The following is a 26,313-nucleotide window of genomic DNA, read 5'->3' on the forward strand; positions in this document are numbered from 1 at the left end:
ATCTTATTTCTACTTTATATTTTTTCATCATCTTGACTGTTTTGTTCAATACAAGATTAGGTTTTAGTTGCTATCTTATGGTAAGCTTAGTTCTAAGAAATTGTTAAGTTTCTGCCAGATTCGGATTGAGCCATTTTCTGGCTTGATCTTCACTAATCTGTCTACGTTTTGCATAATCCTCTAATTGGTTTTCAGTTATTTTTCCCAATCCGAAATATTTAGCTTCGGGATGTCCAAAGTAATAGCCACTTACACTAGCAGCTGGCCACATCGCTAAACTCTCGGTAAGCTTAACACCTATGTGTTCTTCAACATCTAATAAGTGCCATAAGGTTGTTTTTTCTAAATGATCTGGGCATGCTGGATAACCAGGTGCTGGCCGAATGCCTTTATAACTTTCTTTGATTAATTCTTCATTACTAAGATGTTCGTCTGAAGCATAAGCCCAAACATCTTTTCTTACATGCTCGTGCAAGTACTCGGCAAAAGCTTCTGCCAATCGATCTGCTAATGCTTTAATCATAATCGAATTATAATCATCGTTAGCGGCTTCAAACTGTTCGGCTAATTCTTGAGTACCAAAACCTGTAGTGACGCAAAAACCACCAATATAATCCTGTATTCCTGACGTTTTTGGCGCAATAAAATCAGCCAGCGCTATATTTGGAACACCTTCTCTTTTTTTAAGTTGTTGACGAAGCGTTAAAAAGATGGCTTGCACATTTCCGTTATCATCATACACTTCAATGTCATCATCATTGATCGTGTTGGCAGGAAATAATCCAAAAATAGCTTTTGCTTTAAGGAGTTGTTCATCCAAAATTCGTTTCAGTAAGTCCTGTGCATCTTTAAACAAGTCTTGCGCTTGCTGTCCAACAACAGAATCATTTAAAATATCTGGAAATTTTCCGTGGAGATCCCAGCTTCTAAAAAACGGACTCCAATCTATGTATGCTTCTAATTGTGCCAGATCAAAATGGTCTATAACTTGAATTCCTAATCGTTTTGGCTTAACAATTTCCGAAGTAGCCCAATTAATTTGATATTTACGTTGTCGTGCGACATCTATTGAGATATATTCTTTTCGTTTTCCTCGCGTTAAAAACTGCTCTCGAAATTTGTCATACTCCTCACGAATTTGAGTTTTGTAAGCTTTATTATCCTTTTGCAATAAATTACCAACAACAGTAACTGCTCTTGATGCATCATTAATATGCACAACAGTATGATTATAATGAGGTGCGATCTTTACAGATGTATGCGCTTTGGATGTGGTAGCACCACCAATGATTAATGGAATCGTTAAATTCTCCTTTTTCATAGCTTTAGAGAGATAAACCATTTCATCAAGTGATGGTGTTATTAATCCACTTAATCCTATAACATCTACATTTTCTTTGACTGCTGTTTCTATAATTTTTTCAGGAGGAACCATAACTCCTAAATCGATAATTTCATAATTATTGCAACCCAAAACCACACTCACAATATTCTTTCCTATATCATGTACATCTCCTTTTACAGTAGCCATTAATATTTTACCTGCAAATGCTTGTTTTCCATCTTTTTCGGCTTCAATAAAAGGTTGCAAATAAGCTACTGCTTTTTTCATGACACGTGCAGATTTTACGACTTGAGGCAAAAACATTTTTCCGCTACCAAATAGATCACCAACCACATTCATTCCTACCATCAAATGGCCTTCAATAACCTGAATAGGTTTAACAGATAATACACGAGCTTCTTCAACATCCTCAACAATAAAAGCGTCGATCCCTTTAACTAAAGCATGTGTAATACGTTCTTGTAAAGGTGCGTTTCGCCATTCTAAAACCTTAGTATCGTCTTCTTTTTTTTGTCCTTTTACAGTTTCGGCAAAATCTAGTAAACGTTCGGTAGCATCATCATGTCTATCAAACAACACATCTTCAACATGCTGTAATAAATCCTTCGGAATTTCATCATAGACCTCTAACAACGTTGGATTCACAATGCCAAGAGTCATACCATGTTGAATAGCATGATATAAAAATGCAGAGTTGATCGCTTCCCGAACAATTGTATTTCCTCTGAATGAGAATGAAACATTACTCACTCCTCCCGACACATTTGCATGAGGCAAATTTTCACGAATCCATTTTGTGGCTTTAAAAAAGTCTAAAGCATTTAAACGATGTTCATCCATACCTGTAGCTACAGGGAAAATATTAGGATCGAAAATAATGTCTTGGGGTGGGAAATTGACTTGATTGACCAAAACATCATAAGAACGCTTACAAATATCAATACGTCTCTGATATGTATCTGCTTGACCAACCTCATCAAAAGCCATAACAATCACTGCTGCTCCATAGCGTTTGATTAATTTTGCCTGACGAATAAATTCGTTTTCACCTTCTTTTAAGCTAATTGAATTAACTACACATTTACCTTGAACCACCTGTAATCCAGCTTCAATAATATCCCATTTAGAGCTATCTATCATTATTGGAATACGTGCAATATCAGGTTCTGAAGCGATAAGGTTTAAAAACTTAATCATGGCATACTTCCCATCGAGCATGCCTTCATCCATATTAACATCTAAAATTTGGGCGCCTCCTTCAACTTGATCTCTAGCAACATCGAGAGCTTCATCATATTTCTCTTCTTTAATCAATCTGAGAAACTTTCTAGATCCAGTCACATTGGTACGTTCTCCAACATTGATGAAATTACTTTCAGGAGTCACAACCAAAGGCTCAAGACCAGATAAGGTTAAATATGTATTACGTCTTACCATTATACTTCAATATTAATCTGTCTAGGTTTATAATTTTTAGCAACTTCAGCAATAGCTTGAATATGCTTTGGATTTGTCCCACAACAACCACCAATAATATTAATCAAACCGTCTTTTAGGTAATCTTCTATTAATTCTTGCATTTGTATTGCAGACTGATCGTATTCCCCAAAAGCATTTGGCAAACCTGCATTGGGATGCGCCGAGGTATAAAATTCGGTTTCATAAGACAATCGCTGCAAATAAGGCTTGAGCTGTTCTGCGCCTAGGGCACAATTAAAACCAACACTCAATAAAGGCACGTGTGAAATAGAAGTTAAAAATGCTTCAACGGTTTGGCCAGATAAGGTTCGTCCTGAAGCATCAGTAATAGTTCCAGATACCATAATTGGTATATCGATTTGACGCTCTTCCTTAACTTCTTCAATTGCAAATAAAGCCGCTTTAGCATTGAGTGTATCAAAAATGGTCTCAACCAATAACACATCTACACCGCCATCAATCAACGCTTCTACCTGTTCTTTGTAAGCAATACGCAGCTCTTCAAAAGTTATGGCTCTATATTCTGGCTTATTAACATCTGGCGACATGCTCGCTGTCTTATTTGTTGGTCCGATGCTTCCAGCTACAAATCGAGGTTTTTCAGGATTTGCTTTTGTAAACTCATTGGCAACTTGCTTTGCGATTTTAGCCGACTCATAATTGAGTTCGTAAACCAAATCTTCCATTTGATAATCTGCCATGGCAATTGTTGTTCCAGAGAACGTATTGGTTTCTACAATATCTGCTCCAGCCTCAAAATATAAACCATGTACTTCGGCTATAGCTTGCGGTTGTGTTATCGACAATAAATCATTATTTCCTTTTAGAGACGTAGGGTAATCTTTAAATCGCTCGCCTCTAAAATCCTCTTCAGAAAAATCATAACGTTGCAGCATAGTTCCCATGGCACCATCTAGTACTAAAATTCGTTTTTCTATTTCTTCTCTGATATCACTCATAGACTTTAATTTATATGGTTTGAAAGCTTGACTATATCTGATAAGACGCCTCTAGCTGTAACCTCTTTACCTGCTCCTGCACCTTGAATTACTATAGGTTGTGCACCATAGGATTTTGTAAAGATTTCAAAAATGGCATCAGAACCTTTTAATTGACCTAAAGCAGATTGTTTCTCTTCGGAAATGAGCTTGACTTCTAATCGTTTTTCAGCTACATTCAATTCACCTACGTATCTCAACACTTGATTTTTGGACAAGGCATCCTTACGTTCTAAAAAAGGTTGGTCTAACTCTTTAATTCTAGTTTTAAATTGATGTAAACTCGTCTTTCCATTTAGGTTTTTAGGCACTAAAGACTGAATCTTTACATTCTGAAATTCTACATTTAAATCTAATTCTCTTGCTAAAATTAAGAGTTTTCTGGCCACATCATTTCCTGAAAGATCTTCACGAGCATCGGGTTCTGTTAATCCTAAATGTGAAGCTTTAGTTAATACCTTTGAGAATGTTTTATTTTCCGAAGAAAACGTATTAAATACATAACTCAATGAACCCGAAAACACACCTCTTATTTTTTCAATCTCCTCGCCAGAATCATAAAGATTTCTAATTGTCTCTATAATCGGTAGTCCAGCACCAACATTGGTTTCGTATAAAAATGACTTCTTATGTTTCTTTAGTGCTAAGCGCAATCCATCATAAAATTCATAATGTAACGTATTTGCTAACTTATTAGCCGATACAATATGAAATCCATTTTCGATTAATGAAATATAATTCTTAACCAGATCTGCACTAGCAGTTGCATCAACAGCAATTACGTTTTCATACTGTTGTTCCTTCACGAATGTAATGATATCTGATACATCAAACGGGACAGAAAATTTTTTGAAATTGGTTTCCCAAGTATCAATGTCTCCCTCATCATTAAAAAAAACAAGCTTGGAATTAGTCACTACTGGAATTTCAATATTTAAATTCAATTGTGATTGCAAACGTTCTTTTGAAGCGTTGATTTGACTGATAAGTGTACTACCAACGTTTCCAATCCCAAAAATCACAAGATGTATGGTTTTACGACTTGACATAATTCTGAGTTTTAGATGTATGCTTTGCAGTAAACGCTTGGTTAAGGTCATTAATTAAATCTTGAGCATCTTCAATTCCACAAGACAATCGAATGAGAGAATCTTTTATTCCAGATTGTAATCGTTTTTCTCTAGGTATTGAAGCATGTGTCATTTGTGGTGGATGGCATAGCAAGCTTTTCACACCACCAAGACTTTCTGCAAGTTTAAAGTAGCTCGTATTGGTAACAAAATGATTGGCTGCTTCTTGTGTATCCTCTTTTAACGTAAAAGATACAATTCCTCCAAATAACCCATTTTGTTGACGCTTAGCGATATCATGATTTTTATGCGTCACCAATCCTGGAAAAAACACTTCATCTACAGCATGGTGATTTACTAAAAAAGCAGCTACAGCAAAGGCGTTTTCGCATTGCTTTTGATAACGCAACTCTAAGGTTTCAATACCTCGAATGGTTAAAAAGCAATCCCAAGGTCCTAAAATACCACCAGAAGCATTTTGAATGAACTTTAACCGTTCAGATAATTCTTTGGTTTTAGTTACTACTAGACCAGCTACCAAATCGGAATGACCGCCAATATACTTTGTTCCGCTATGAATAATGAGATCTGCTCCAAGCGCTATTGGTTGCTGTGCAATAGGGCTTGCGAATGTATTGTCTACAACTAACAAAGCACCTACACTTTTTGCAATAATACTTATCGTTTGAATGTCTGAAACCTTCAACGTTGGATTGGTTGGTGATTCTATCCAAACCAGTTTTGTTTTGCTACTAATCACATTAGCGACATTAGCTGCATCTGTAGTATCAACGTAATGCACTGTAACACCAAGTTTTTCATAAACATGTGTAAATAAGCGATAGGCACCGCCATAAATATCATCTACTGCTATAATCTCATCACCAGCAGATAATAGTTTTAAAACAGCATCAATAGCGGCTAAACCAGTAGCAAAAGCAAATGCCGAATCGCCGCCTTCAAGTTTGGCAACCACATCTTCCAAAACATGTCGTGTTGGGTTGTTGCTTCTTGCATAATCATAACCTTTATTTACACCAGGAGCATCCTGAATAAAAGTTGACGTTTGGTACACAGGTACCGAAATTGCTCCAGTGAGTGGATCACTTGGAATGGAATGAATAATTTTTGTTGCACTCATTTTTCTAATTTTTTTGAGTTAATAAATAAATTAATTCAAAAGTCAAATGCGCTTTAAAAAGCGTACCTAATAGAAAAATGTTATAAGAAATAACGTAAGTACAGATGAGTAATTACGCTGAGTTATCTATCTAAATCGTGATAAATGAATCACGCTTCAAGTAGAATTTAGCACCTTCTTAATTGCTTAAGGGTTGCTAAGGCTTCTTCGGGTCTATTCCCTCCGCCTTTCTTGATAACATTTCAGTAAGTTATTGAACTTTGTGAATACAAATATTGCAATAGAAAAATTAAAAAACCAAATATTTCAGAAAAAAAATAAAATAAATATACTTTCCCCTTTATTTTTTTACTTTTGCCAAATAATAATTTAAGAGGAAAAATTTGTTCTGATTGCAACCTCAATAAAAAATGCTAAAGCAGTTAGTTTACAACTTCTCTAGCGACCAAGCAATCTCAATTCATTTTTCAAAAAACAATATAATTTAAAAGAGATTTATGGGATATTTATTTACTTCGGAAAGCGTCTCTGAAGGACATCCAGATAAAGTAGCAGATCAAATTAGTGATGCTTTAATAGATAATTTTTTAGCTTTTGACAAAGAATCCAAGGTAGCATGTGAAACTTTAGTCACTACTGGGCAAGTTGTACTTGCAGGTGAAGTGAAGTCGAATACTTACCTTGATGTACAAAAAATAGCTAGAGATACCATCAATAAAATTGGATACACTAAAAGTGAATATATGTTTGATGGTAATTCTTGTGGTGTGTTTTCTGCAATCCATGAGCAATCTGAAGATATTAATCGTGGTGTAGACAGAGAAAGCAAAGAGGAACAAGGTGCGGGAGATCAAGGAATGATGTTTGGGTATGCCACGCGTGAGACTGAAAACTTCATGCCTTTAGCTCTAGATCTTTCACATAGGATTTTAAAAGAACTAGCCGATTTACGTCGTGAGAACAAAGACATTACTTATTTAAGACCAGATTCTAAAAGTCAGGTGACAATTGAATATAGTGATGATAATGTTCCTCAGCGAATTGATGCTATTGTGGTCTCTACACAACATGATGATTTTGCTAATGATGAAGAGATGTTAGCTAAAATTAGAAAAGATATTGTAGAGATATTGATTCCTAGAGTGGTGGCAAAATTACCAGAACCTATTCAAGTACTGTTCAATGATGATATTACGTATCACATCAATCCAACTGGAAAGTTTGTCATTGGTGGACCTCATGGTGACACAGGATTAACTGGACGTAAAATTATCGTTGACACTTATGGTGGAAAAGGCGCTCATGGTGGAGGTGCATTCTCTGGAAAAGATCCAAGTAAAGTAGATCGAAGTGCTGCTTATGCAACTAGACATATTGCAAAAAACATGGTAGCTGCTGGTATTTGTGATGAAATTTTAGTACAAGTGAGTTATGCGATTGGTGTTGTAGAGCCAACCTCTATTTTTGTAGATACGTATGGTACTTGCCCATTTAATATTACAGATGGTGAGATCGCTGAAAAAATCGCCGAGGTTTTTGATATGCGACCAGCTGCTATTGAAGAACGTTTAAAATTACGTCAACCTATGTATAGCGAAACAGCTGCTTATGGCCATATGGGACGCGATTCTGAAACAGTAAGCAAAACATTTAATCAACCTAATGGCAATCCTGTAACGATGGATGTCGAATTATTCACTTGGGAAAAGTTAGATTATGTTGATAAAGTAAAAGCTGCTTTTGGATTGTAAGTATCCAAAAAAATCACAAATAAAAACCTCTAAATTAAACATTTAGAGGTTTTTTGTTTTTTACCAGAATTTCATAACATATAGTTTAAATAATATTCAAAGTGAATTTACTTCTTTAAAAATTAATTTTAAAAAACCACGCAACCTTTTTTAGCAACTATCATCTTAGTAGAAAACTATCATCTTAGTAGAAACTGTAATTTGTATGCAATGAAAATCTTAAATATATTATTATTGACCCTGTCTTTGAGTTTCTTATGTTGTGAGAACAATGACATTATTCAAAATGACATTTTGGAAATTGATTGTAGTGAGTTTGACGAATATGCAAAAATCACTATTGATGAAGATACTGGAATTACATTCCCCACATCTATAACTTATTCTCAGTTTAATGAAAATATTGGAAAATTAACTATGATATTTAATTCTGATGATGGTGCTACTCTTCTTATTTCAGGGAAAATCGATTTTAATCAACCAATCAATTCCTACGAGTATTTGTTCAGCAATACAAATGATCAGAACGAGGATCTTGGTTTTTATTTTTCTAATTTAACTGTTTCACCAAATATTGATAATACATTAGTATTTAACGTAACAAATATTGGAGTTATAGACGAGTATATTGATATTAACTTCGCTGGAGAATATTATGATGCTACTTTTACTGATAGCTATAAAACCATTGTTGGATGTGTTCACGTCCTAAGAGATAATTAAAACTACTCTTCTGGAAAGGTTTTATCACTTTTTATATATCACTAGAAAATGGAACGTTTACAATGACAAAAATTAAAAACGAAGTGATTTAATTAGATTTAGTTGTGAGACATCACGCAACCTTTTTTAGCAACTATCATCTTATTAGAAACTGTAGTCAATTTGATTACAAAATCAGAATCCAAAATCAATCACGTAGGAATTTTTTAACCTTAACTGTTATAGTAACAACAACAAAACTTAACTCTATGAAATTATTACAAATGCCCCGTAAATCTTTTTTACTTATTGTCTTGTGTATGTTTTTATGTTTGTCTTGTACAGATGACGACAACACAACTTCAAACCCTCAAAATCAAGGTCCAGATCCAACCACATTCTCTGAAAATTTCGGTGATGAAATCTCAAGAGACTTCTTAGGAACTATTGTTGACATCAATGGCAACCCTATTGAAAATGTTATGATTAGTATTGGTAGCTCTACAGCTATGACTGATAGTAATGGTGTTTTCATTATTAACAATGCTACAGTCAACCAGCGCTTTGGCTATATTAAAGCAGAAAAAGCTGGTTATATTCATGCTTCAAGAGCTGTGGTTCCTAGTCAAGGCACCAACAAAGTACGTATTATGATGTTATCAGAAACAGTTGTTGGTACAACTGCTAGTGGTACTCAAGAAACTATTAACTTACCTAATGGTGCTTCGGTAGCTTTAGAAGGTGATTATATAAAACCTGATGGTACTGCTTATGATGGAAGTGTTAACGTCATTATGCATCTTCTCGATCCAGTAGATGAAAATATGCAAGATCAAATGCCTGGTATGTTATATGCTGCCAACGCTCAAAATGAAGAGCGAATGCTTCAAACATTTGGAATGTTAGCAGTAGAATTACGTGGTGAAAATGGTGAAGATCTTAATCTTACGGAAGGGTCTACAGCTGAAATAAAAATACCACTCGATCCTAGCTTAATGACAAATGCACCTAGTTCTATTCCGCTTTGGTATTTTGATGAAGCCAATGGATATTGGATTGAAGAAGGTCAAGCTACTTTAGTTGGAAACACTTATGTTGGAACCGTATCTCATTTCTCCTTTTGGAATTGTGATATCCCAGCAGAATATGTGGATTTTTGTGTCACTGTTTTTGATAGTGAGTCAAACCCTATAGCAAATACTCAAGTGACTTTGACAAGTTCAAATTATGGGACAACTTCTGGTTATACCAATGAAAATGGTGAAACTTGCGGTGTAATACCAAGTGGTGAAACCTTAGAAATTAATGTTTATAGCTATGACATATGTGGACAAAGCCCAATATATTCTGAGACTATTGGTCCATTTGTAGTAGACTCTGCTATAAGCATAACGATACTTGATGGTCCTGAAACTATTTCTGAAACAGTTACAGGTATATTTAACGATTGTAGTGGAAATCCTGTTACAGATGGTTACATACTAATGAATTATGGTGGTCAGGTTTTCACAGATGTTGTTGAAGACGGAAACTTTGAATTCAATCTTATAAGATGTGAATCTAATAATACATTTAGTATAAAAGGAAGTGACTATGTGAATTTACAAGTTACTGATAGTATTAGTTATACATTTACTACACCAGTAACTAACATAGGAACCATATCAGCTTGTAATACAGTTACCGAATTTGTTCAATATACCATTGATGATAATGAAACCGAAGTTTTCATTGACGGTTTTGAGGTATTATTTGCCGAATACAATCCTAATTATGATGCACCTACACTTGCTATCTTTGGAAGTGGTGAGAATTGTTTCTATTTACAAGGCGTTCTTAATGGTGATCCTTATATTGGTACATATGATTATTATGAATGGAACGGTATAATTGGAGGAGATACTGGCTTTAATATTTCTGAATGCAATGACATCTCATCCAATAACAATAATATCATTTTCAATTTCACCACCTTAGGTGACACAAACGAGTATATTGACATTAATTTTAGTGGTAGTTATGAAGATTCTTTAGGGGTGATGCATACCATAAATGGTATTATTCATGTCTTAAGAGACAATTAAACGTGCTCTATTTTATATACAAAAAAAGCCATCTCTATTGAGATGGCTTTTTTATGTTAGTTATTTATACAGGTCAATTATCCTCGACTACGTCCCATACGATTATCTCTAAACTCTTTCATCTTCGCAACAATCGTTTCTTGATATTCCATTTTCGTGGTTTCTTTGCCTTTATCTGGAGCTTCAATCTCTACTTTCTCTTCTGGATTAATCACTAATTTAGAACATAGCATCGTTGTATCTCCTGCACTCACTTCTAAAATTAATCCTGGTAATCCCCAATATTCAGATGGACCATGACCTACTGGAATCTGAGGTGAATACCATGCTTCTACTTCTGTCATAGGAATCTCCTCTTCCTTCTCTTCTTTATCTGTTGCTTTGCCTGTTTCGACATTTGCATTATTTCTTCTCAATTTATCCCATGAGAATGCATACCATGTTAGTTCGTCTGTGGGAATGGACGCTGTTGCTTTAAAGCACGTATAGTTTCCTATTTGTTTTGTTTCAGTACCCATAACCCATTCTATCTTTTGTAATTTATCTTTAACCAAAAAGCGTTTCCCGTAAAATTCTTGGTCTTGAATCTGTGTGTTGGTTTTTACATTTTTATATTGATCTCCTGCTGCAAAGTTTTTGCCCCAAGAATCTGTTGCACCAGACATAGCATCAAGCTTATCGCCTTCTTTAAATATAGACTCTTCTTTGTTAAACGTAAGCGTGTATGTTTTTTCAAGTCTGTTTTTTAGACGTGCCATGACTTGCTTTTTCTGAGCTTCACTTAGTCGTTTTCCCCAATTCCCTAAATCCATAGTTGATTTAGAAATGTATGTTGCTTGTCCTTGAAAATCTTGAGCATTAAGGTTTAATGTCATGAGTAAACCAAATACCAGAATACTTAGTTTTGTGGTTAGTGTTTTCATAATTATGTTTGATTAGTCTTGTGTGTCTAACAAATATAAAAAATAGTTAAACAAAACTAATATCTTTATCATAACATTAACACTACGCATTTTAGTCATATTTGTTTATATTGCTTGTAAGTACATTCAAACAAATAACTTGAACATCTATGAGTACAAAGCGAATTATTTACTTTTTTTCAATTTTGTTGCTTGTTTTTTCCTGCTCTGAAGACGATAATGAACGTAATCAACAAAACGGAAATTCTAATCCGATACTAACTCATGATGCTACTTCTTTTGTTCAAAATTTGGGTAATGACGTCTCTAGAGACTTTATTGGAACGGTTACAGATATTAATAAAAACCCAATAGCAGATGCCAGAATAAGAATTGGTAATGGCTATGCATTAACAGATATCAATGGCACTTTTATTATCAATAATGCTGTTGTTAAAAGCAGACTTGCACATATCAAAGCTGAAAAGATCGGTTATATTAATACATCTAGGTCATTAGTTCCGAGTACTGGCACGAATAGGGTTCGTATCATAATGTTAACTGAAACTATTACTGCTACTACTACCAGTGGAGTTCAAGAAACCATTAGCTTACCAAATGGTGCTTCAGTAGATTTAAAAGGGCAGTATGTTAAAGCCACAGGTACAGCATACACTGGAGATGTTAGTGTTATTATGCATTTTCTAGACCCAACTGATGAGAGCATGCCTGACCAGATGCCTGGTATGCTTTATGCAGCGAATGGACAGAATGAAGAACGAATGCTTCAGACCTTTGGAATGTTAGCTGTAGAATTACGTTCTGAATTTGGTCAAGAACTGAATTTAGCTCGCGGCTCTACAGCAAAAATAACTATACCATTAGACCCTAGTTTATTATCTAATGCTCCAAACACAATTCCGTTATGGTACTTTGATGAAGATAATGGTTATTGGGTAGAAGATGGTGAAGCCACTTTAGTTGCTAATACTTATGTTGGAACGGTTAGGCATTTTTCCTTTTGGAACTGCGACCTTCCTGCAGAAACAGTTTCATTTTGTGCAACATTCACCGACGTTGATAATACCCCTATAGACAATCTCAAAGTTGAGATTACAAGTTCAAATTTTGGTACAACTGTTGGTTTTACAAACGAAAGCGGCGAGGTTTGTGGATATGCTCCTAGTGATGAAACATTAGACATAAATGCGTCTACTAACGATCCTTGTATCACGACGTCTATCTACTCAAGTACTATTGGTCCGTTTACATCAGATAGTTCATTAGACATTCAACTTACAGATTTTATGTCTACCGATCTCATAGTTGAAACAGTTACAGGAAATTTTGTTACTTGCGATAATAGTCCTGTCACAAATGGTTATGTTAAAATCATATATGGGACTCAAGAGCTCTATCATTCTGTAACGGATGGTAGCTTCGAGTTTAACCTTTTAAGATGTGTTGAAACAACATCGTTTGAATTGGAAGCCGTGGACTATGAAAATTTAAATATGTTCAATTCACAAATTGTTTCATTTACGACGCCGTTAACTGATGTTGGTATCATACAAGCCTGCGCTGTGCTGAACTCTGAGTATATACAGTATACTTCAGCCTCGGGTAATCTCAATACGCTTTCTGTGACCTCAGCTGGAATTAATGGTAGCGGAACTTTAGGAATTAGCTATATGAATCCGCTTACTTTTGGCGGACCTTCATTTGATTTAAGAATCAACAATTATACGACACCAGGTGATTATATTGGAGCTATGGGCGTAGGTGATTTTACTAGTAACATCCCTTTTGCTACAATTGTAATGTTACCCTATGACCAATTTGAGGGTACTGTAACCGTTATTTCTGCTGGTGAATTGCTTGGTGAATTTATAACAATCTCGTTTTCTGGAACTATGTCTAGCTCTTTTGCATCTGATCAAATTGAAGCATTCCCTATCTCTGGTCAGATACAAGCGATAAGAGATTACTAATCACAACAATTTATTCAATAAATAAAAAAAGCCCTCTATAAATAGAAGGCTTTAATATGCGTTAAGGATTGAGGCTTTGTTGAAGCTCCTCGAAGAGAGCGACTGCTGAAAGCCTGACTTTTGCCCAAGCAAAAGTAACGCCCAATTTATAAAGTATAAATCACTCTAAAGGTTACAAATCTTGGCTGAATAAAGGTTTCTGAATTAAATACAGAAATATTCCCAGCACTATTATTTACTCTTGAGTCGATATCTAATAAGTTAGAAGCTTTTATTTCATATTCCCATTTAGCATCTCTATCTTTTCTATACGCTAAACTCGCATCCCAAGTTTGAAATGATTGCGAAGGTCTCACACCATCATCTTGATTGGTGTAGGTGAAATCTGTTCTAAAGGTTACAGAATTCCAGATGTAAGCATCAACTTCAATTGATGGCGAATTCGTCACAAATCGTGTAGATGTTGTTCCTTGATCGTTATCACTAACAGCGTATGTATATCTTAAACGCACATTGGGTGCTTCTCTAAAATTAGTACGTAACTCTGGTGAATATGATTGAGTAAAACTTTCACTTACCGTACGTATATCTTGAACAAATTGGTTACGCTTTGAGTATGAAAAACGTACACCTAATCGCGCTCTAATCTTTTTAAATGTACGCTCTACTCGACCAAATAGACTAGCAGATTCGTCGGCAAAACTAGAATTGAAAAATGAACTCGTTCTAATCACATTATCAAAATTAGTTGAACTTCTAATCTGATCAATATTCTTGCTGTAATTAGCAAATGCAAATACATTGGTATAGTTGAATAAGTTAAAACTAAAGTATCTTAAATTTAAATTATGAGATAAAGAGTTTTGTAATTCTGGATTACCATAATTGATACTATTGAAGCTATTTAAAACTAGACCTTCGGCCAAACTAGTTACATCTGTAAAAGAGTTACTCATATTATAACGGAAGGTTAAGGTTTCACTCTTTTTAAACTGTATGAGTGTTTCAAATTCTGGTAACACTCTAAAGAAATTATCTTTATACTCTGTACCAAACTGTGTGTTTTTATTACCGTAAGCATGTAGTGAGAATCCTGGTGTAATGGTAAATTTTCCTGTTTTTACTCGGTATCTAAATCCTAAATACACATCACTAAAGTTGTATTCGGTATCATTTTCATTTCTCAATAAATTCCCATCTTCATCTGTTAATGAAGCTACAGGGTCAAAGAATGAACCATCATCTAAAAACTGAAAGATATTAGAGTTGAACTTTTGGTTACTTAAAATGGTTCCTAAAGTCAAATTAATATTACTCTTGTTATTCAAAATATAATAGTAATCTACTTTAGCATCTAATTGATTGGATTTGATGCGCCTGTTTTGATTAAGGTTATATCCAAATTGATCTCGATCAAACCCTAAGCCTAGAGCGGTATTATCAAAAGCATCTTGATCTTGAGGAGGATCGTCGTTATTTGTTGGATCATTCACTAATAGCGCATTATAAAATGGATCTTCATCACTAATTAAATGTTGTGCTTCTAAGGCGAAGATATTTTTCTCGTCTAGTGTATAGTAATAGTTAAGGTTTTGATTAATACTAAACGGTGTCACTTCTTCAAACTGATCTGTATTGCCAATCACTGAAGAAAATTGATTTTGACGTTCAGTATCTTTAGATAATCGTCCTAAAAGATCATAATCTAATTGGTTATTGAAATTAGGCTTGTAAGATGCACTTAACTTAGCAAGTGCCTGATTAGAAGCCTCGCGTCCTGTTTCTACAGTTTCTTCATCAGGAATTCCTAAATCTGAATCAATATAGCGAACAAAGCTCTCTTCACGCGTTCTTAAACGGCTACTATTGTAGATTACAAATCCGCTAAGATCTAAGGCTTTATTTGGAGAGTAACTAAAGTTACCTGCACCGAGTTTAGTATCTATGGCTTGAGCATTACCTAAATTGGTCAAGCCTCCCAATCCATTATTTCCAAGATTAATATTTGTTCCGCTACTTTGACTCGGACGTCTAAAACCGCCACCAAAGTTTCGAATATCTCTATTCGTTAAAGCCACTTCTCCTATATTATTCATATCACCAATAACATTGATGCTGTACTTTGGACTGTAATAAAAGAGTTTTGGTTGTACAAGAAATAAGTCTTTATCAGGAGCCTTACCTGCGCCTGCCGTAACATCTCCAAACCAGAAGTTTTCCTTTCCTTCTTTTAGTTTGATATTTATGGCGACATTATCTTGATTGTTCTGTACACCTCTTAACTGACCAACTTCGGAATAGTTACGTAATACTTGAATTTTATCCACGGCATTTGACGGAATGTTTTTTGTAGCCAATTTAGAATCGCCATCAAAAAAATCTTTCCCGTTCACCATTAATTTATTGACCACTTTACCTTCAACTTCAATTTGGCCATCATCATTAATCTCTACACCAGGTAATTTTTTGAGAACATCTTCAAGTTTACGCTCAGAGCCATCTTTAAAGGAGTCGGCATTATAAACCAACGTATCACCTTTAATAGTTACAGGCATTTCGTATGTTAACTCTACAGCATCAAGTGCATTGTCATTTTGAAGTGTATAATTTTTTGTGATGTTAGTTTCTTTGGTAGTAATCTCTTCAGATAGGGTTTTCATACCAATGTAACTCACTTGAACAGTATACGTGGTGTTTTTGTCAAGATCTAGCTTAAAACGTCCTTTATCATTTGTAATTGCATATGATGCCATGGCTTTTGTTTCCTTATTAATGGCAATAACATTGGCAAGTTCTAAAGGTGCCCCGATACTGTCTTTGACAACACCTTGTACTGTAATTTGAGCACTAGTAATGCTCGTCACGAGCAGTAACGCAAGTATGAATATATTTCTCATTTGATTGGATTTTGTTTCTATATGTTTTCCAAAATGGAGAACCGAAACCTTATTTTTTGATTACTTATTAATTTCTACGACCTCTATTTCTACCACCATACATCTGGCGCATTTCTTCAATCTTGTCTTTCATTATTTTATTGTATTCTTCACGAGTCACAACATCTCCTTTTTCAGGTTTTTCGATGAGTTCTTTTTCTTTAGGATTCATGACTATTTTAGTACATAGCATAACCGTTCTATCTGCATTAACCTCAAGTATCAAACCTGGCAATCCATGATATTCTCCTGGACCTGAACTCACAGGGATTTGAGGCGTGTACCAAGCCGTAACAACTACAAATTTTGGCACTTCGAGTTCATCAAAAGGATCATCAGAATCTGTTTTAGTTGTATCAGCAGTTTCTTTACCTTCTTTCTTCTCATTATCTTTCTTCTGATCTCCTCCTCTATTTCGTCGGCGCATACTCATAAAATCCATCTCATCAACAGGCTTTGTTGTTGTGGCTTTAAAGCATGTATACTGACCTATTTGCTTTGTTTCGTTTTCAAGTTTCCATTCTAATTTTGGTAGCGAATCTCTTACTAAGAATGATTTACCAAAGAATTCCTGTTCTTGAAGAATGACATCTTCTTTTATGTTTTTGTACTGAGGACCTCCAGTAAAACTACTCATCATACCTCTCCATCGACCTCCTCCTGATCCTGGAGCATCAAGTTTTTCTTCTTCCTTATAGGTTGATTCGCTTCGATTGAAATTAAGCACATATGTTTTTTCCAACATACTTTTCATTCGTTCTGCAACCATCTTTTTTTGCTGTTCACTCATTTGACCGCCACCCCAATTACTCATGTCAACTGTGGTTTTGGTTTGATAGATAGCTTGACCCTGGAAGTCTTGCGCGTTTACATTTAGTGCTGGTATTAGTAGTAATAGTACAATACTGAGCTTTGAAATTAGTCTTTTCATAATAGAGTTACAATTACTCTTGTTCAACAAAACTAAACAAGAATTAAACAAAACGTTGCTATTTATAATAACATTAACGTTCAAAAATACTTTAATTAAAGTATTAAGACTCTAAAAAACACTAAATGTTAAATCGTAAAAGGTTAAACTTTTCTTAAAGTTATTTTATTAGCCTCCTATTCTAATTTCAATATTTTCACCATCTCGACCTCTTCTATTTGATCTAAAGCGTTCTTCCATTTCTTTCATCTTCTTTTCCATGATCTTATCATAAGCTTCTTGCGTCATTTCATCACCTTTTTTTGGTTCAACAATTTCAGATGCATTTTTAGGGTTGAGAACAATCTTACTACAGATGACTGTTTCAGTACCATCATTGACTTCAAGGATTAAACCAGGCAATCCGTGATAATTTCCTGGACCTGCACTTACAGGGATTTGTGGTGTATACCAAGCCGTTATAGTAATTTCTTTCATTTTAGGAGGTGCATTTTCATCTCTACTTAAATCTTTATCACCATTAAAACTAATCCCGCTTTCAACATCTTCAATCTCTCTGGTCATAGTTGCTTTAAAACACGTATAGTCTCCAATATTTTTAGTCTCAGACCCTAATGTCCATTTAATATCTTCTAACTTATCCTTTATCAAAAACAATTTGCTAAACGATTCATTTTGGTTAGTAAAACGCTTTTCTTTGATATTCTTATAAAGTATATCTGCACCTCCTGTTTCTACCATAACAATCTGCATTCCTTGAGGCTGTGGTGCGCCTAAAGATTCTTCTTCTTTATATAATGACTCCTCTTTATTAAAAGACAAAATATAAGTTCTTTCAAACTGCTTTTTAAGCATTTCCATCATTTGGTCTGCCATACCAGAAGACACTTGCGTACTATCTAATTTGATATCAATTTTACGTTTAGACTTATAAGTAGCCTGGCCTTGAAATTCTTGAGCCTTTGCTTTTGCCGAGAACAAAAGTGCTGTTACGATTATGAGTTTAATAATTACTTTCATGGTTTTATTTTATTTGTTGTTATAATATTCAATTGCAGCTTTTCTCATTTTTTTTACACGCTTTAAAAACCCGTCAATGTCTTTTCTACTGCCATTAACTGTGTAAGACATTTTACTTTTTTGACCATTTGACATTTGTTTCCCGTTACAGGTAATTTCAAACGTAATGCTTTCATCACTATCTATATCTTCGAGAAGTTCTTTAATATCTTTCATAATAAATGTAGATTCAATCTCTTTAGCCGAGTCTACATTAACCGAAATACTTAAGTCGGTAACTGTATTATTCGTAGTTACTTTTCCGTTTAATTCAGGTTTTTGACTATAGCCAATTGTTGCAATAAAAAGCGTTAAAATGGTAAATAGGTGTTTCATGTTTTTTGATTTAATGATTAATACTTCACAAATGTAACAGACGCACTAATGCTTTTTAGTTAACCAGTGTTAACGTGTGTTAACCGATTAGTATTTGACCCTTTTAACATTTACTTTTGACATATGAATGATTCAAAATACAGGTACATTCTCTATGTTATTGTCGTTGTTATTATAGCTACAATAGGCATTCAAACCTATTGGAATTATAAAAACTACTTGACAAATAAACAACAGCTTATCAATGATGTACAAGCTAGTCTTGATGATGCAGTAGATAATTATTACACTGCATTAGCAACACGAACTACCTTAGGTGTTTCTTTAGAAGGTGAACATCAAAAAAATGCATTTAGAGAAAATGGTGAGCTTGAAAAATTCTTGCAACAAATTGATGGTGCCCACAAAGAATTTAGAAATCTTGATTCTATCGATTTTCAATCAACCGAAGGGTTTACAGTAGTTAGAGGGTTTAAAGCAGACTCTATGATGGCGGCAGATAAGAAAGATAATCAACCCTTGTCAAATGAAGAGTTAAAAAAACGTATAGACAGCTTTAGATTTAAAAGTGATAGTATTAGCTTTAATCTTTCTAGTCTTGAAATGCTAACGACAAAAGTTGTGATCTCTATTAATAATGACACATTAGATATAGAAGAAGTTGATAGCTTACTTAAAATTGATCTAGCGCGAAAGAATATCGATATTAGCTATAGACTAAACTATATTGAAAAGTCTAATAAAGGATTAGACAGTTGCTGGATCGAACGACCTAAAATTTATCAAGATGCCTCTAATGACAAATTATTTTTAAGTTCGATATCAAAATCATCTTTTATACCTCTTGATAGTGTCTTATCAATTCAATACGAAAACACCACTTGGGCAGTTTTAAAACGAATTATTTGGAGTATCATTATCTCGTCCCTATTAGTATTTGCCGTAGTAGGTTGTTTATTTTATCTATTAAAGATTATAAAACACCAAAAACAGTTAGCAGAAGTTAAAAACGACCTCATAAGTAATATTACCCATGAATTCAAAACACCTATTGCTACAATTGGAGTTGCACTAGAGAGCATTCAAAACTTTAATGTGATTGAAGATAAAAACAAAACCAAGGCCTATTTAGATATGTCAAACACACAATTGTCTAAATTAAACACTATGGTTGAAAAGTTATTAGAAACCGCTACTCTAGACAGTGAAAATTTAGAACTCAATAGAGACAATTATAACATTTCTGAGGTCTTGTCGACTATCGTAGAAAAACACAAACTTCAAAATTCAAACACATCGATAACATATAATATTATTGATAACATTTTTGCCAATGTAGACATCTTTCATTTTGAAAATGCCATAAATAATATCATTGACAACGCTTTTAAATATGGTGGCAATACCATTTTTGTTGATTTAAAACATACCTCATCTCAAATTGAGATCTCTATATCTGATAATGGTAATACGTTGACAAAAGCTAATAAAGATCGAATTTTTGAAAAATTCTATCGCATCCCAAGAGGAAACACTCATGATGTTAAAGGCTTTGGCATTGGTTTGTATTATTCAAAAAAGATCATTGAGAAACATGGTGGCTCCATAGATCTTGAGCTTAACAACCAACTTACCACTTTTAAAATTTTGTTGCCCAATGCATAGAACAACTATTTTATTAGCTGAAGATGAACCAGCTTTAGGACAGATAATCAAAGAAAGTTTGGAAACCAGAGACTTCCAGGTACTGCTATGTAATGACGGAGAAAAAGCCTTAAAGACCTATCAAAATGACAATCCCGAACTATTAGTTCTTGATGTTATGATGCCAAAAAAAGATGGATTTACTCTAGCTAAGGAAATTAGAGCCATTGATGATAGTGTTCCCATCATATTCTTAACAGCCAAATCACAAACCCAAGATGTTGTTGAGGGTTTTACCATTGGAGGAAATGATTATCTTAAGAAACCATTTAGTATGGAGGAGCTCATTGTAAGAATCAATAATTTACTCCAAAGAACTAAAGTTCAAAAAACCTCAGAAGTTTTAAAAATAGGCAATTACACTTTTGATTTCCCAAAGCAGCAATTACATTATAACAATATTTCAGAACAGCTAACTCATCGTGAATCTCATCTTCTATTTCACCTAATAAAAAATAAGAATGAGGTTCTAGACCGTTCTATAATACTCAATAAACTATGGGGAAATGACGACTTCTTCTCTGCCAGAAGTATGGATGTGTTTATCACAAAACTCCGCAAAAAACTACAAAAGGATGAGCAAATTCAAATCATTAATGTACGTGGATTTGGATATAAGCTCGTTTGCTAGAAAATAGATCTCTTAATTCATCGTTTAAAAATTGAATCCTCTAAATAATGGTTCAATTTTTGTATTTTCGATACTATAAACGAAACATGGCTTTTATTAGATATATTTTCTTTCTGTTCACAACTGCAATAATTGCGCAAACACAAATAGATTTGACGCTTGTTGATTCTACAGCTATAAAAGCAGATCAAATTGTTGCTGTCGATAATTTCGAAACAGTCTATTATACTACAAACACTATTTTACACAAAAAACCAAAAGATAAGCCCTCAATTAATTATAGTAATGTTCAATTAGGAATCCCTACTACAGTAAATGCATTTAATCCTTTAAAAATAAATATGTTTTATCAGGATTTTAATACTGTTGTTATTTTAGACAATCGTTTAGCTGAAATTTTTAAAGTTGATTTCAATACAATCCCAGTTTATAAAAATGTATCTCATGTATCTACAGGCTACGATAATACGTTATGGATTTTTAATCAGGACATCCAACAACTGCAATTATACGATTATAAAAATGACAATGTAAGAGTGACAACTATACCTGTTCAATCCAATGTTTTAGACCTTAAAAGTGATTACAATTACTGTTGGATGCTAACCGAAAACTTTTTATATCAATACACATACTTTGGAAGTTTAATTTCAAAAATTGAAAACAAAGACTATACCTCGTTAGCCATACATAATGAAAATATTATTCTCAAAACTGGTAGTTCACTAGTCTATAAGTCAAAAAAGAGTAACGACCTCATTCCTTTAAAAACACCGAAATTGTTAATAAATCAGTTTTTACTAACCAATGAAACCTTGTATATTTACGATCTTGAAAAACTTCATAAATACCAACTAAAAATCAAATAGATATGCACGTTGCAGTTGCGGGAAATATTGGTGCTGGTAAAACCACACTTACTAAGTTACTAGCTAAACACTATAAATGGGAACCTCAATTAGAAGATGTAGTTGACAATCCTTATCTCGATGATTTTTATAACCAGATGGAACGCTGGAGTTTTAACTTACAAGTCTATTTTTTAAATAGCAGATTTCGTCAGGTCGCACAAATTCGTAAAAGTGGTAAAGACATTATTCAAGACAGAACTATTTATGAAGATGCACATATTTTTGCGCCCAACCTTCATGCCATGGGATTAATGACCAATCGAGATTTTGAAAATTACCGTTCGCTTTTTGATCTTATGGAAGGTTTTGTAGAAGGTCCCGATCTATTGATTTACTTGAGAAGTACCATTCCAAATTTGGTGTCTCAAATTCACAAAAGAGGACGCGACTATGAAAACTCGATTAGTATTGATTATCTAAGTCGTCTAAACGAACGCTACGAAGCATGGATTCATGGTTATAACAAAGGAAACTTATTAATTATTGATGTCGATAATTTAGATTTTGTAGCTAATCCCGAAGATCTTGGAGGTATTATCAATAAAATTGACGCACAAATTAACGGATTGTTTTAAAGACATCTCGCATAATCACTTTTTTTTAAATTAAAGCGTATCGACTATTTCATTATAGTTATAACACCTATACAATTACTATACATCTTAGTTATATTGTAATTAGTCCTATATTTTTTCGTCCAAAGATTGTAACTTAGAAACTCTAAACAATCAACTTCATGGCAATTCACAAGATTGAAATCGCTAAGATTTCTCAGCTTCAGGAAAAACAACCAGCTTATGCTTTAGTAAAAAATACCGATCTAGTAATTATAAAACATGAAAAGGGCATTTCTGTTCTTTACGGTCGTTGTCATCATCGTGGCGCCTTACTAGCAGATGGTTATATTGAAGGTCACAACTTAATTTGTGGTGTTCATCATTGGGATTATAGGTATGATACTGGCGTTAGCGAATACAATAATGACGAACAACTACACAAGTTTCAGGAGTACATAGAAGGAGATGCGTTAATGATTGATAAAAATGAAATTGACGAATTTGAAACCAATCATCCACAACCATTTAATCGTGATGACTATTTAGGTACTTACGCAGACACACATCCTGAAGATACAGAACCTTATACAGGATATATTAAAGAGCTTGCAAAAAACGGATTAAAAAATATTGGACACCATGGGTTTTCGGCCTCTATGGGAGTTGACAGAAATACGCTGCCAAAATGGAATGACATTCAGTTTCTTCCAGCACAATTAGCCTCACGTCCATTATTAGATGAAGAAGATGTTATTACCAAAGTCGTTATAGGACCAAATGCTAAAAAACCTTTAGTATTAGACATCCCGCTCTTTGTTAGTGATATGAGTTTTGGAGCATTGTCACGAGAAGCTAAGATAGCTTTGAGCAAAGGTGCAGAAATGGCTGGAACAGGAATTTGTTCTGGTGAAGGTGGTATGTTACCAGAAGAGCAACAAAGCAACTCAAAATATTTTTATGAATTGGCCTCTGCTCAATTTGGATTTTCATGGGACAAATTAGACAATGTTCAAGCCTTTCATTTTAAGGGAGGGCAAGGTGCAAAAACAGGAACGGGTGGTCATTTGCCTGGAAATAAAGTAAGTAAAGAAATTGCCAAAGTTAGAGGTCTAGAAGAAGGGCAAACTGCTATTTCTCCTGCAGCAAACCCCAATTTTCACTCTGCTCAAGATTTTAAAAAATTTGGAGACCAAGTAAGAGAACGAACAGGCGGTATTCCTATCGGATTTAAAATTGCAGCTAGTCACATCGAAAAAGACATACAATTTGCAATCGATGCTGGAGTAGATTATATTATATTGGATGGACGAGGTGGCGGAACAGGTTCTGCTCCTACTATTTTAAGAGACCATATTAATGTTCCAACTATTCCTGCATTAGCTAGGGCAAGAACATATTTAGATCAAGTTGGCGCAAAAGATATCACCTTAGTCATTACTGGTGGTTTACGCGTTGCTGAAGATTTTGCAAAAGCTATGATGCTAGGTGCTGATGCCATAGCAGTTTCCAATTCGGCATTACAAGCTATAGGCTGTTTAGGTATGAGAGCTTGTGGTACAAATAATTGCCCTGTTGGTATTGCTACTCAAAAGGAATCGCTAAGAAGTCGCCTAATTATTCAATCTTCAGCTAAACAACTTTACAACTACTTTGATGCCACTAATAATCTTATTAAAGTTGTAGCTAGAGCTTGTGGTTATGATGATATTTCAAAATTTAACACAAATGACCTTTCAACGTTTGATTTAAATATGCACAAGCTTACGGGTATTAATTACGCTGGAGTAAAATTTTAAATTATGACATCAACACTACATTTAGCAGCACAATATTTAGCTACAGCAGCTATTAGTTTTATTACAAAAAAAGAGGATGATAGTCATACCAATTTAGGCTGGAAAAATCATAGCCTTGAAACACATAAGTTTCCTAATGGTGATAAATTGGGTCTTAGCTACGAGAGTTTTTCCTTGGAATGGATTCATAGTAATGGAAACAAAGAACATTTCCTTTTAAATAAAACCACTCACAAAGACATTATAAATTGGATAATACAAACCAGTAAAAATAATGGTATAGAAATGCCTTATCAATATGAGTTACATTACGAACTGCCTTATAATCAAGTTTCTGATGGAACTAGTTTTGAAATTACTAATTCTGAAAATTTGCATGTATTAATTCAGCAAAGAGATCTAGCACAAAAGGTAATTAGTACTATTTTAAAATCTAATGATTTTGAAAGCCCAATACGAATATGGCCTCATCATTTTGATACAGGTGCTTTTGTCAATATTTCTGATCAACTCTCGATTGGTTTGGGAATGGCTATGCCAGATACACTAATTGATAGTTTTTATTTTTATGTTAGTGGGTATAATGGTCATCAGCCTATTGATATAGCATTGACGAACTCTACAAATAAAGGGTCGTACTACAGTAATGGCTGGCAAGGTTTTGCTATGTCTATAAATGAGCTTGATGAACATTCAGCAATTGAATTTTGTCAAGTCGCTATCAACACTTACGAAAATACAATCAAATAATGTTCGAAATATTTGTTGGTATCATCGCCCTAGCCGCTTTTCTAAGCTATTTGAATGCTAAGTTTTTAAAGCTTCCTGAAACTATTGGTGTTATGATTCTTTCTATAGCTGTATCACTTCTGTTTGCTGCTAGCTACTTTATTGACCAAACCTATTTTGATCAAGTCACAGATTTTGCAAAAAGTATTGATTTTAAGACTATTTTGTTTGATTTTCTTCTGGGTATTTTGCTCTTCGCAGGTGCTATACATGTCAATTTAAAAGGGCTTCTAAAAGAAAAGTTAACCGTTTTTATCTATGCCACTTTTGGAGTTTTGACATCCACATTTATTATTGGAACGATATTTTTTTATATCGCTTCACTAATAGGATTAGATATCAGTTATCTATATAGTTTAGTTTTTGGAGCATTAATTTCACCCACAGATCCTGTAGCTGTATTAGCCTTATTGAAAAAAGCTGGAACTCCAAAACATATGGAAATTAAAATTGTAGGAGAATCACTGTTTAATGATGGTGTAGGTATAGTAGTATTTCTAACTATACTTGCTTTAGCAACTATGATGCACGAATTCGAATTTTCTCATATTATATCCGAATTTGGTAAAGAAGCAGGAGGCGGATTTTTGATGGGATTTCTCTTAGGGCATTTAGGGAAAAGATGCATCGTTAGTGTTAACAAACAATCGGTAATTGCCGTACATATCTCTTTAGCGATTGTTATGGGTGGCTATGTATTATCAAATATGCTTCATATCTCTGGAGCAATAGCCATGGTTGTGGCTGGTCTTATTATCGGTAATAGTCTGCATTCAAAAAATATTTCTGAAGACTTAAAAAATCATATGAATATCTTTTGGAAAGTTTTAGATGAAATCTTCAATGCTGTTTTATTTGTACTCATTGGGATTGTAATGATTACTTTAGACTTCAATATTTATCATTTATTATTAGGACTTATATCTGTGGTTATTGTTCTTTTATCTAGATATGTCACCATTATTTTGTCAAATTTCCTGTTAAAAAGAGTACATAGAGCAAATAAAAACGATGCATTAATATTAACTTGGGCAGGTTTACGTGGTGGGATTTCAATTGCATTAGCACTTTCACTTCCAGAAGGTGATGTAAAAGACATTATTTTATATGCCACGTATGTAGTTGTTGTTTTCTCAATTATAGGACAAGGATTAACCATAGAAAAACTAGTCTCTAAGTTATCAAAACCTAACAAATGAA

General features: G+C 34.1%; 20 protein-coding genes and 1 riboswitch. Of the genes, 11 read left to right on the forward strand and 9 right to left on the reverse strand.

All coding sequences use genetic code 11. The annotated features are described in order from the left end of the window. Positions 1 to 103 precede the first annotated feature (103 nt). From metH to Q0783_RS00205, 4 genes are read right to left on the reverse strand one after another with little or no spacing between them, the layout of a single operon-like run. On the reverse strand, positions 104 to 2,782 hold the full coding sequence (gene metH, locus Q0783_RS00190; RefSeq protein ID WP_298892318.1) for a methionine synthase: 2,679 nt from the start codon (positions 2,780 to 2,782) through the stop codon (positions 104 to 106). Beyond that, positions 2,782 to 3,783 carry a homocysteine S-methyltransferase family protein gene (locus Q0783_RS00195; RefSeq protein ID WP_298892320.1) on the reverse strand — a complete coding sequence of 334 codons (1,002 nt, stop codon included), beginning with the start codon at positions 3,781 to 3,783 and terminating at the stop codon, positions 2,782 to 2,784. The genes metH and Q0783_RS00195 overlap by 1 nt, the downstream gene beginning before the upstream one ends. A 5-nt stretch (positions 3,784 to 3,788) precedes the next feature. Continuing rightward, complete coding sequence (locus Q0783_RS00200) at positions 3,789 to 4,871, reverse strand: aspartate kinase (protein ID WP_298892322.1); 1,083 nt, start codon at positions 4,869 to 4,871, stop codon at positions 3,789 to 3,791. Beyond that, positions 4,858 to 6,033, reverse strand: a complete 1,176-nt coding sequence (locus Q0783_RS00205; protein ID WP_298892324.1) for a PLP-dependent aspartate aminotransferase family protein — start codon at positions 6,031 to 6,033, stop codon at positions 4,858 to 4,860. The genes Q0783_RS00200 and Q0783_RS00205 overlap by 14 nt, the downstream gene beginning before the upstream one ends. Positions 6,034 to 6,152: 119 nt before the next feature. After that, positions 6,153 to 6,274, reverse strand: a riboswitch (SAM riboswitch). 256 nt (positions 6,275 to 6,530) lie between these two features. On the opposite strand from Q0783_RS00205, the gene metK reads away from it, so the two are divergent. The 3 genes from metK to Q0783_RS00220 all read left to right on the forward strand — a co-directional run bounded on the left by metK (position 6,531) and on the right by Q0783_RS00220 (position 10,570). Then, entirely contained in the window at positions 6,531 to 7,784 is a 1,254-nt protein-coding gene (metK, locus tag Q0783_RS00210; RefSeq protein ID WP_298892326.1) for a methionine adenosyltransferase, read from the forward strand. A gap of 210 nt (positions 7,785 to 7,994) precedes the next feature. Beyond that, positions 7,995 to 8,507: a hypothetical protein gene (locus Q0783_RS00215; RefSeq protein ID WP_298892328.1), complete on the forward strand. Its 513-nt coding sequence runs from the start codon at positions 7,995 to 7,997 to the stop codon at positions 8,505 to 8,507. A 248-nt stretch (positions 8,508 to 8,755) separates the two neighbouring features. Further along, complete coding sequence (locus tag Q0783_RS00220) at positions 8,756 to 10,570, forward strand: Ig-like domain-containing protein (protein WP_298892330.1); 1,815 nt, start codon at positions 8,756 to 8,758, stop codon at positions 10,568 to 10,570. Positions 10,571 to 10,647: 77 nt separating this feature from the next. On the opposite strand, the gene Q0783_RS00225 is transcribed toward Q0783_RS00220, so the two are convergent. After that, complete coding sequence (locus Q0783_RS00225; RefSeq protein ID WP_298892332.1) at positions 10,648 to 11,493, reverse strand: GLPGLI family protein; 846 nt, start codon at positions 11,491 to 11,493, stop codon at positions 10,648 to 10,650. Positions 11,494 to 11,642: 149 nt separating this feature from the next. Here Q0783_RS00225 and Q0783_RS00230 point away from each other — a divergent pair, with 149 nt between their 5' ends. Beyond that, on the forward strand, positions 11,643 to 13,463 hold the full coding sequence (locus tag Q0783_RS00230; RefSeq protein ID WP_298892334.1) for a hypothetical protein: 1,821 nt from the start codon (positions 11,643 to 11,645) through the stop codon (positions 13,461 to 13,463). Between the two features lie 146 nt (positions 13,464 to 13,609). Here Q0783_RS00230 and Q0783_RS00235 read toward each other — a convergent pair whose 3' ends face one another. The 4 genes from Q0783_RS00235 to Q0783_RS00250 form a co-directional block, all read right to left on the reverse strand. After that, positions 13,610 to 16,360, reverse strand: a complete 2,751-nt coding sequence (locus Q0783_RS00235; protein ID WP_298892336.1) for a carboxypeptidase regulatory-like domain-containing protein — start codon at positions 16,358 to 16,360, stop codon at positions 13,610 to 13,612. A gap of 67 nt (positions 16,361 to 16,427) precedes the next feature. Continuing rightward, positions 16,428 to 17,330, reverse strand: coding sequence for a GLPGLI family protein (locus tag Q0783_RS00240; protein ID WP_230937062.1), 903 nt, complete (start codon positions 17,328 to 17,330; stop codon positions 16,428 to 16,430). A gap of 168 nt (positions 17,331 to 17,498) precedes the next feature. Further along, the gene (locus Q0783_RS00245; RefSeq protein ID WP_298892339.1) at positions 17,499 to 18,350 is read right to left on the reverse strand and encodes a GLPGLI family protein; all 852 of its coding nucleotides are present in this window, start codon (positions 18,348 to 18,350) and stop codon (positions 17,499 to 17,501) included. 9 nt (positions 18,351 to 18,359) lie between these two features. Next, positions 18,360 to 18,725, reverse strand: a complete 366-nt coding sequence (locus Q0783_RS00250) for a hypothetical protein (RefSeq protein ID WP_298892341.1) — start codon at positions 18,723 to 18,725, stop codon at positions 18,360 to 18,362. A 123-nt stretch (positions 18,726 to 18,848) separates the two neighbouring features. On the opposite strand from Q0783_RS00250, the gene Q0783_RS00255 reads away from it, so the two are divergent. The 7 genes from Q0783_RS00255 to Q0783_RS00285 all read left to right on the forward strand — a co-directional run bounded on the left by Q0783_RS00255 (position 18,849) and on the right by Q0783_RS00285 (position 26,312). Next, a complete protein-coding gene (locus Q0783_RS00255; RefSeq protein WP_298892343.1) occupies positions 18,849 to 20,390 on the forward strand; it encodes a HAMP domain-containing sensor histidine kinase in 1,542 nt (513 codons plus the stop codon). Continuing rightward, positions 20,383 to 21,060, forward strand: coding sequence for a response regulator transcription factor (locus tag Q0783_RS00260; RefSeq protein ID WP_298892345.1), 678 nt, complete (start codon positions 20,383 to 20,385; stop codon positions 21,058 to 21,060). Before Q0783_RS00255 ends, Q0783_RS00260 begins: the two co-directional genes overlap by 8 nt. A gap of 86 nt (positions 21,061 to 21,146) precedes the next feature. Further along, complete coding sequence (locus tag Q0783_RS00265) at positions 21,147 to 21,929, forward strand: hypothetical protein (RefSeq protein WP_298892347.1); 783 nt, start codon at positions 21,147 to 21,149, stop codon at positions 21,927 to 21,929. A 2-nt stretch (positions 21,930 to 21,931) separates the two neighbouring features. Further along, a complete protein-coding gene (locus Q0783_RS00270) occupies positions 21,932 to 22,546 on the forward strand; it encodes a deoxynucleoside kinase (RefSeq protein ID WP_230937068.1) in 615 nt (204 codons plus the stop codon). 161 nt (positions 22,547 to 22,707) lie between these two features. Next, positions 22,708 to 24,324: a glutamate synthase-related protein gene (locus tag Q0783_RS00275; RefSeq protein ID WP_298892349.1), complete on the forward strand. Its 1,617-nt coding sequence runs from the start codon at positions 22,708 to 22,710 to the stop codon at positions 24,322 to 24,324. Between the two features lie 3 nt (positions 24,325 to 24,327). Beyond that, positions 24,328 to 25,074 carry a hypothetical protein gene (locus Q0783_RS00280; RefSeq protein ID WP_298892350.1) on the forward strand — a complete coding sequence of 249 codons (747 nt, stop codon included), beginning with the start codon at positions 24,328 to 24,330 and terminating at the stop codon, positions 25,072 to 25,074. Continuing rightward, on the forward strand, positions 25,074 to 26,312 hold the full coding sequence (locus tag Q0783_RS00285) for a sodium:proton antiporter (protein WP_298892351.1): 1,239 nt from the start codon (positions 25,074 to 25,076) through the stop codon (positions 26,310 to 26,312). Before Q0783_RS00280 ends, Q0783_RS00285 begins: the two co-directional genes overlap by 1 nt. The last annotated feature ends 1 nt before the right edge of the window (position 26,313 follow it).

Origin of the sequence: uncultured Psychroserpens sp., assembly GCF_947500255.1 — a bacterium.
Taxonomy (GTDB): Bacteria; Bacteroidota; Bacteroidia; order Flavobacteriales; family Flavobacteriaceae; genus Psychroserpens.

What these genes read in the sequence shown, in the direction of transcription:
- Q0783_RS00230 (WP_298892334.1), top strand. Translation starts at nt 11,643, where the DNA reads ATGAGTACAAAGCGAATTATTTACTTTTTTTCAATTTTGTTGCTTGTT.
- Q0783_RS00225 (WP_298892332.1), bottom strand. Translation starts at nt 11,493, where the DNA reads ATGAAAACACTAACCACAAAACTAAGTATTCTGGTATTTGGTTTACTC.
- Q0783_RS00205 (WP_298892324.1), bottom strand. Translation starts at nt 6,033, where the DNA reads ATGAGTGCAACAAAAATTATTCATTCCATTCCAAGTGATCCACTCACT.
- Q0783_RS00280 (WP_298892350.1), top strand. Translation starts at nt 24,328, where the DNA reads ATGACATCAACACTACATTTAGCAGCACAATATTTAGCTACAGCAGCT.
- metH (WP_298892318.1), bottom strand. Translation starts at nt 2,782, where the DNA reads ATGGTAAGACGTAATACATATTTAACCTTATCTGGTCTTGAGCCTTTG.
- metK (WP_298892326.1), top strand. Translation starts at nt 6,531, where the DNA reads ATGGGATATTTATTTACTTCGGAAAGCGTCTCTGAAGGACATCCAGAT.
- Q0783_RS00270 (WP_230937068.1), top strand. Translation starts at nt 21,932, where the DNA reads ATGCACGTTGCAGTTGCGGGAAATATTGGTGCTGGTAAAACCACACTT.
- Q0783_RS00260 (WP_298892345.1), top strand. Translation starts at nt 20,383, where the DNA reads ATGCATAGAACAACTATTTTATTAGCTGAAGATGAACCAGCTTTAGGA.
- Q0783_RS00235 (WP_298892336.1), bottom strand. Translation starts at nt 16,360, where the DNA reads ATGAGAAATATATTCATACTTGCGTTACTGCTCGTGACGAGCATTACT.
- Q0783_RS00245 (WP_298892339.1), bottom strand. Translation starts at nt 18,350, where the DNA reads ATGAAAGTAATTATTAAACTCATAATCGTAACAGCACTTTTGTTCTCG.
- Q0783_RS00285 (WP_298892351.1), top strand. Translation starts at nt 25,074, where the DNA reads ATGTTCGAAATATTTGTTGGTATCATCGCCCTAGCCGCTTTTCTAAGC.
- Q0783_RS00220 (WP_298892330.1), top strand. Translation starts at nt 8,756, where the DNA reads ATGAAATTATTACAAATGCCCCGTAAATCTTTTTTACTTATTGTCTTG.
- Q0783_RS00240 (WP_230937062.1), bottom strand. Translation starts at nt 17,330, where the DNA reads ATGAAAAGACTAATTTCAAAGCTCAGTATTGTACTATTACTACTAATA.
- Q0783_RS00250 (WP_298892341.1), bottom strand. Translation starts at nt 18,725, where the DNA reads ATGAAACACCTATTTACCATTTTAACGCTTTTTATTGCAACAATTGGC.
- Q0783_RS00215 (WP_298892328.1), top strand. Translation starts at nt 7,995, where the DNA reads ATGAAAATCTTAAATATATTATTATTGACCCTGTCTTTGAGTTTCTTA.
- Q0783_RS00195 (WP_298892320.1), bottom strand. Translation starts at nt 3,783, where the DNA reads ATGAGTGATATCAGAGAAGAAATAGAAAAACGAATTTTAGTACTAGAT.
- Q0783_RS00265 (WP_298892347.1), top strand. Translation starts at nt 21,147, where the DNA reads ATGGCTTTTATTAGATATATTTTCTTTCTGTTCACAACTGCAATAATT.
- Q0783_RS00200 (WP_298892322.1), bottom strand. Translation starts at nt 4,871, where the DNA reads ATGTCAAGTCGTAAAACCATACATCTTGTGATTTTTGGGATTGGAAAC.
- Q0783_RS00275 (WP_298892349.1), top strand. Translation starts at nt 22,708, where the DNA reads ATGGCAATTCACAAGATTGAAATCGCTAAGATTTCTCAGCTTCAGGAA.
- Q0783_RS00255 (WP_298892343.1), top strand. Translation starts at nt 18,849, where the DNA reads ATGAATGATTCAAAATACAGGTACATTCTCTATGTTATTGTCGTTGTT.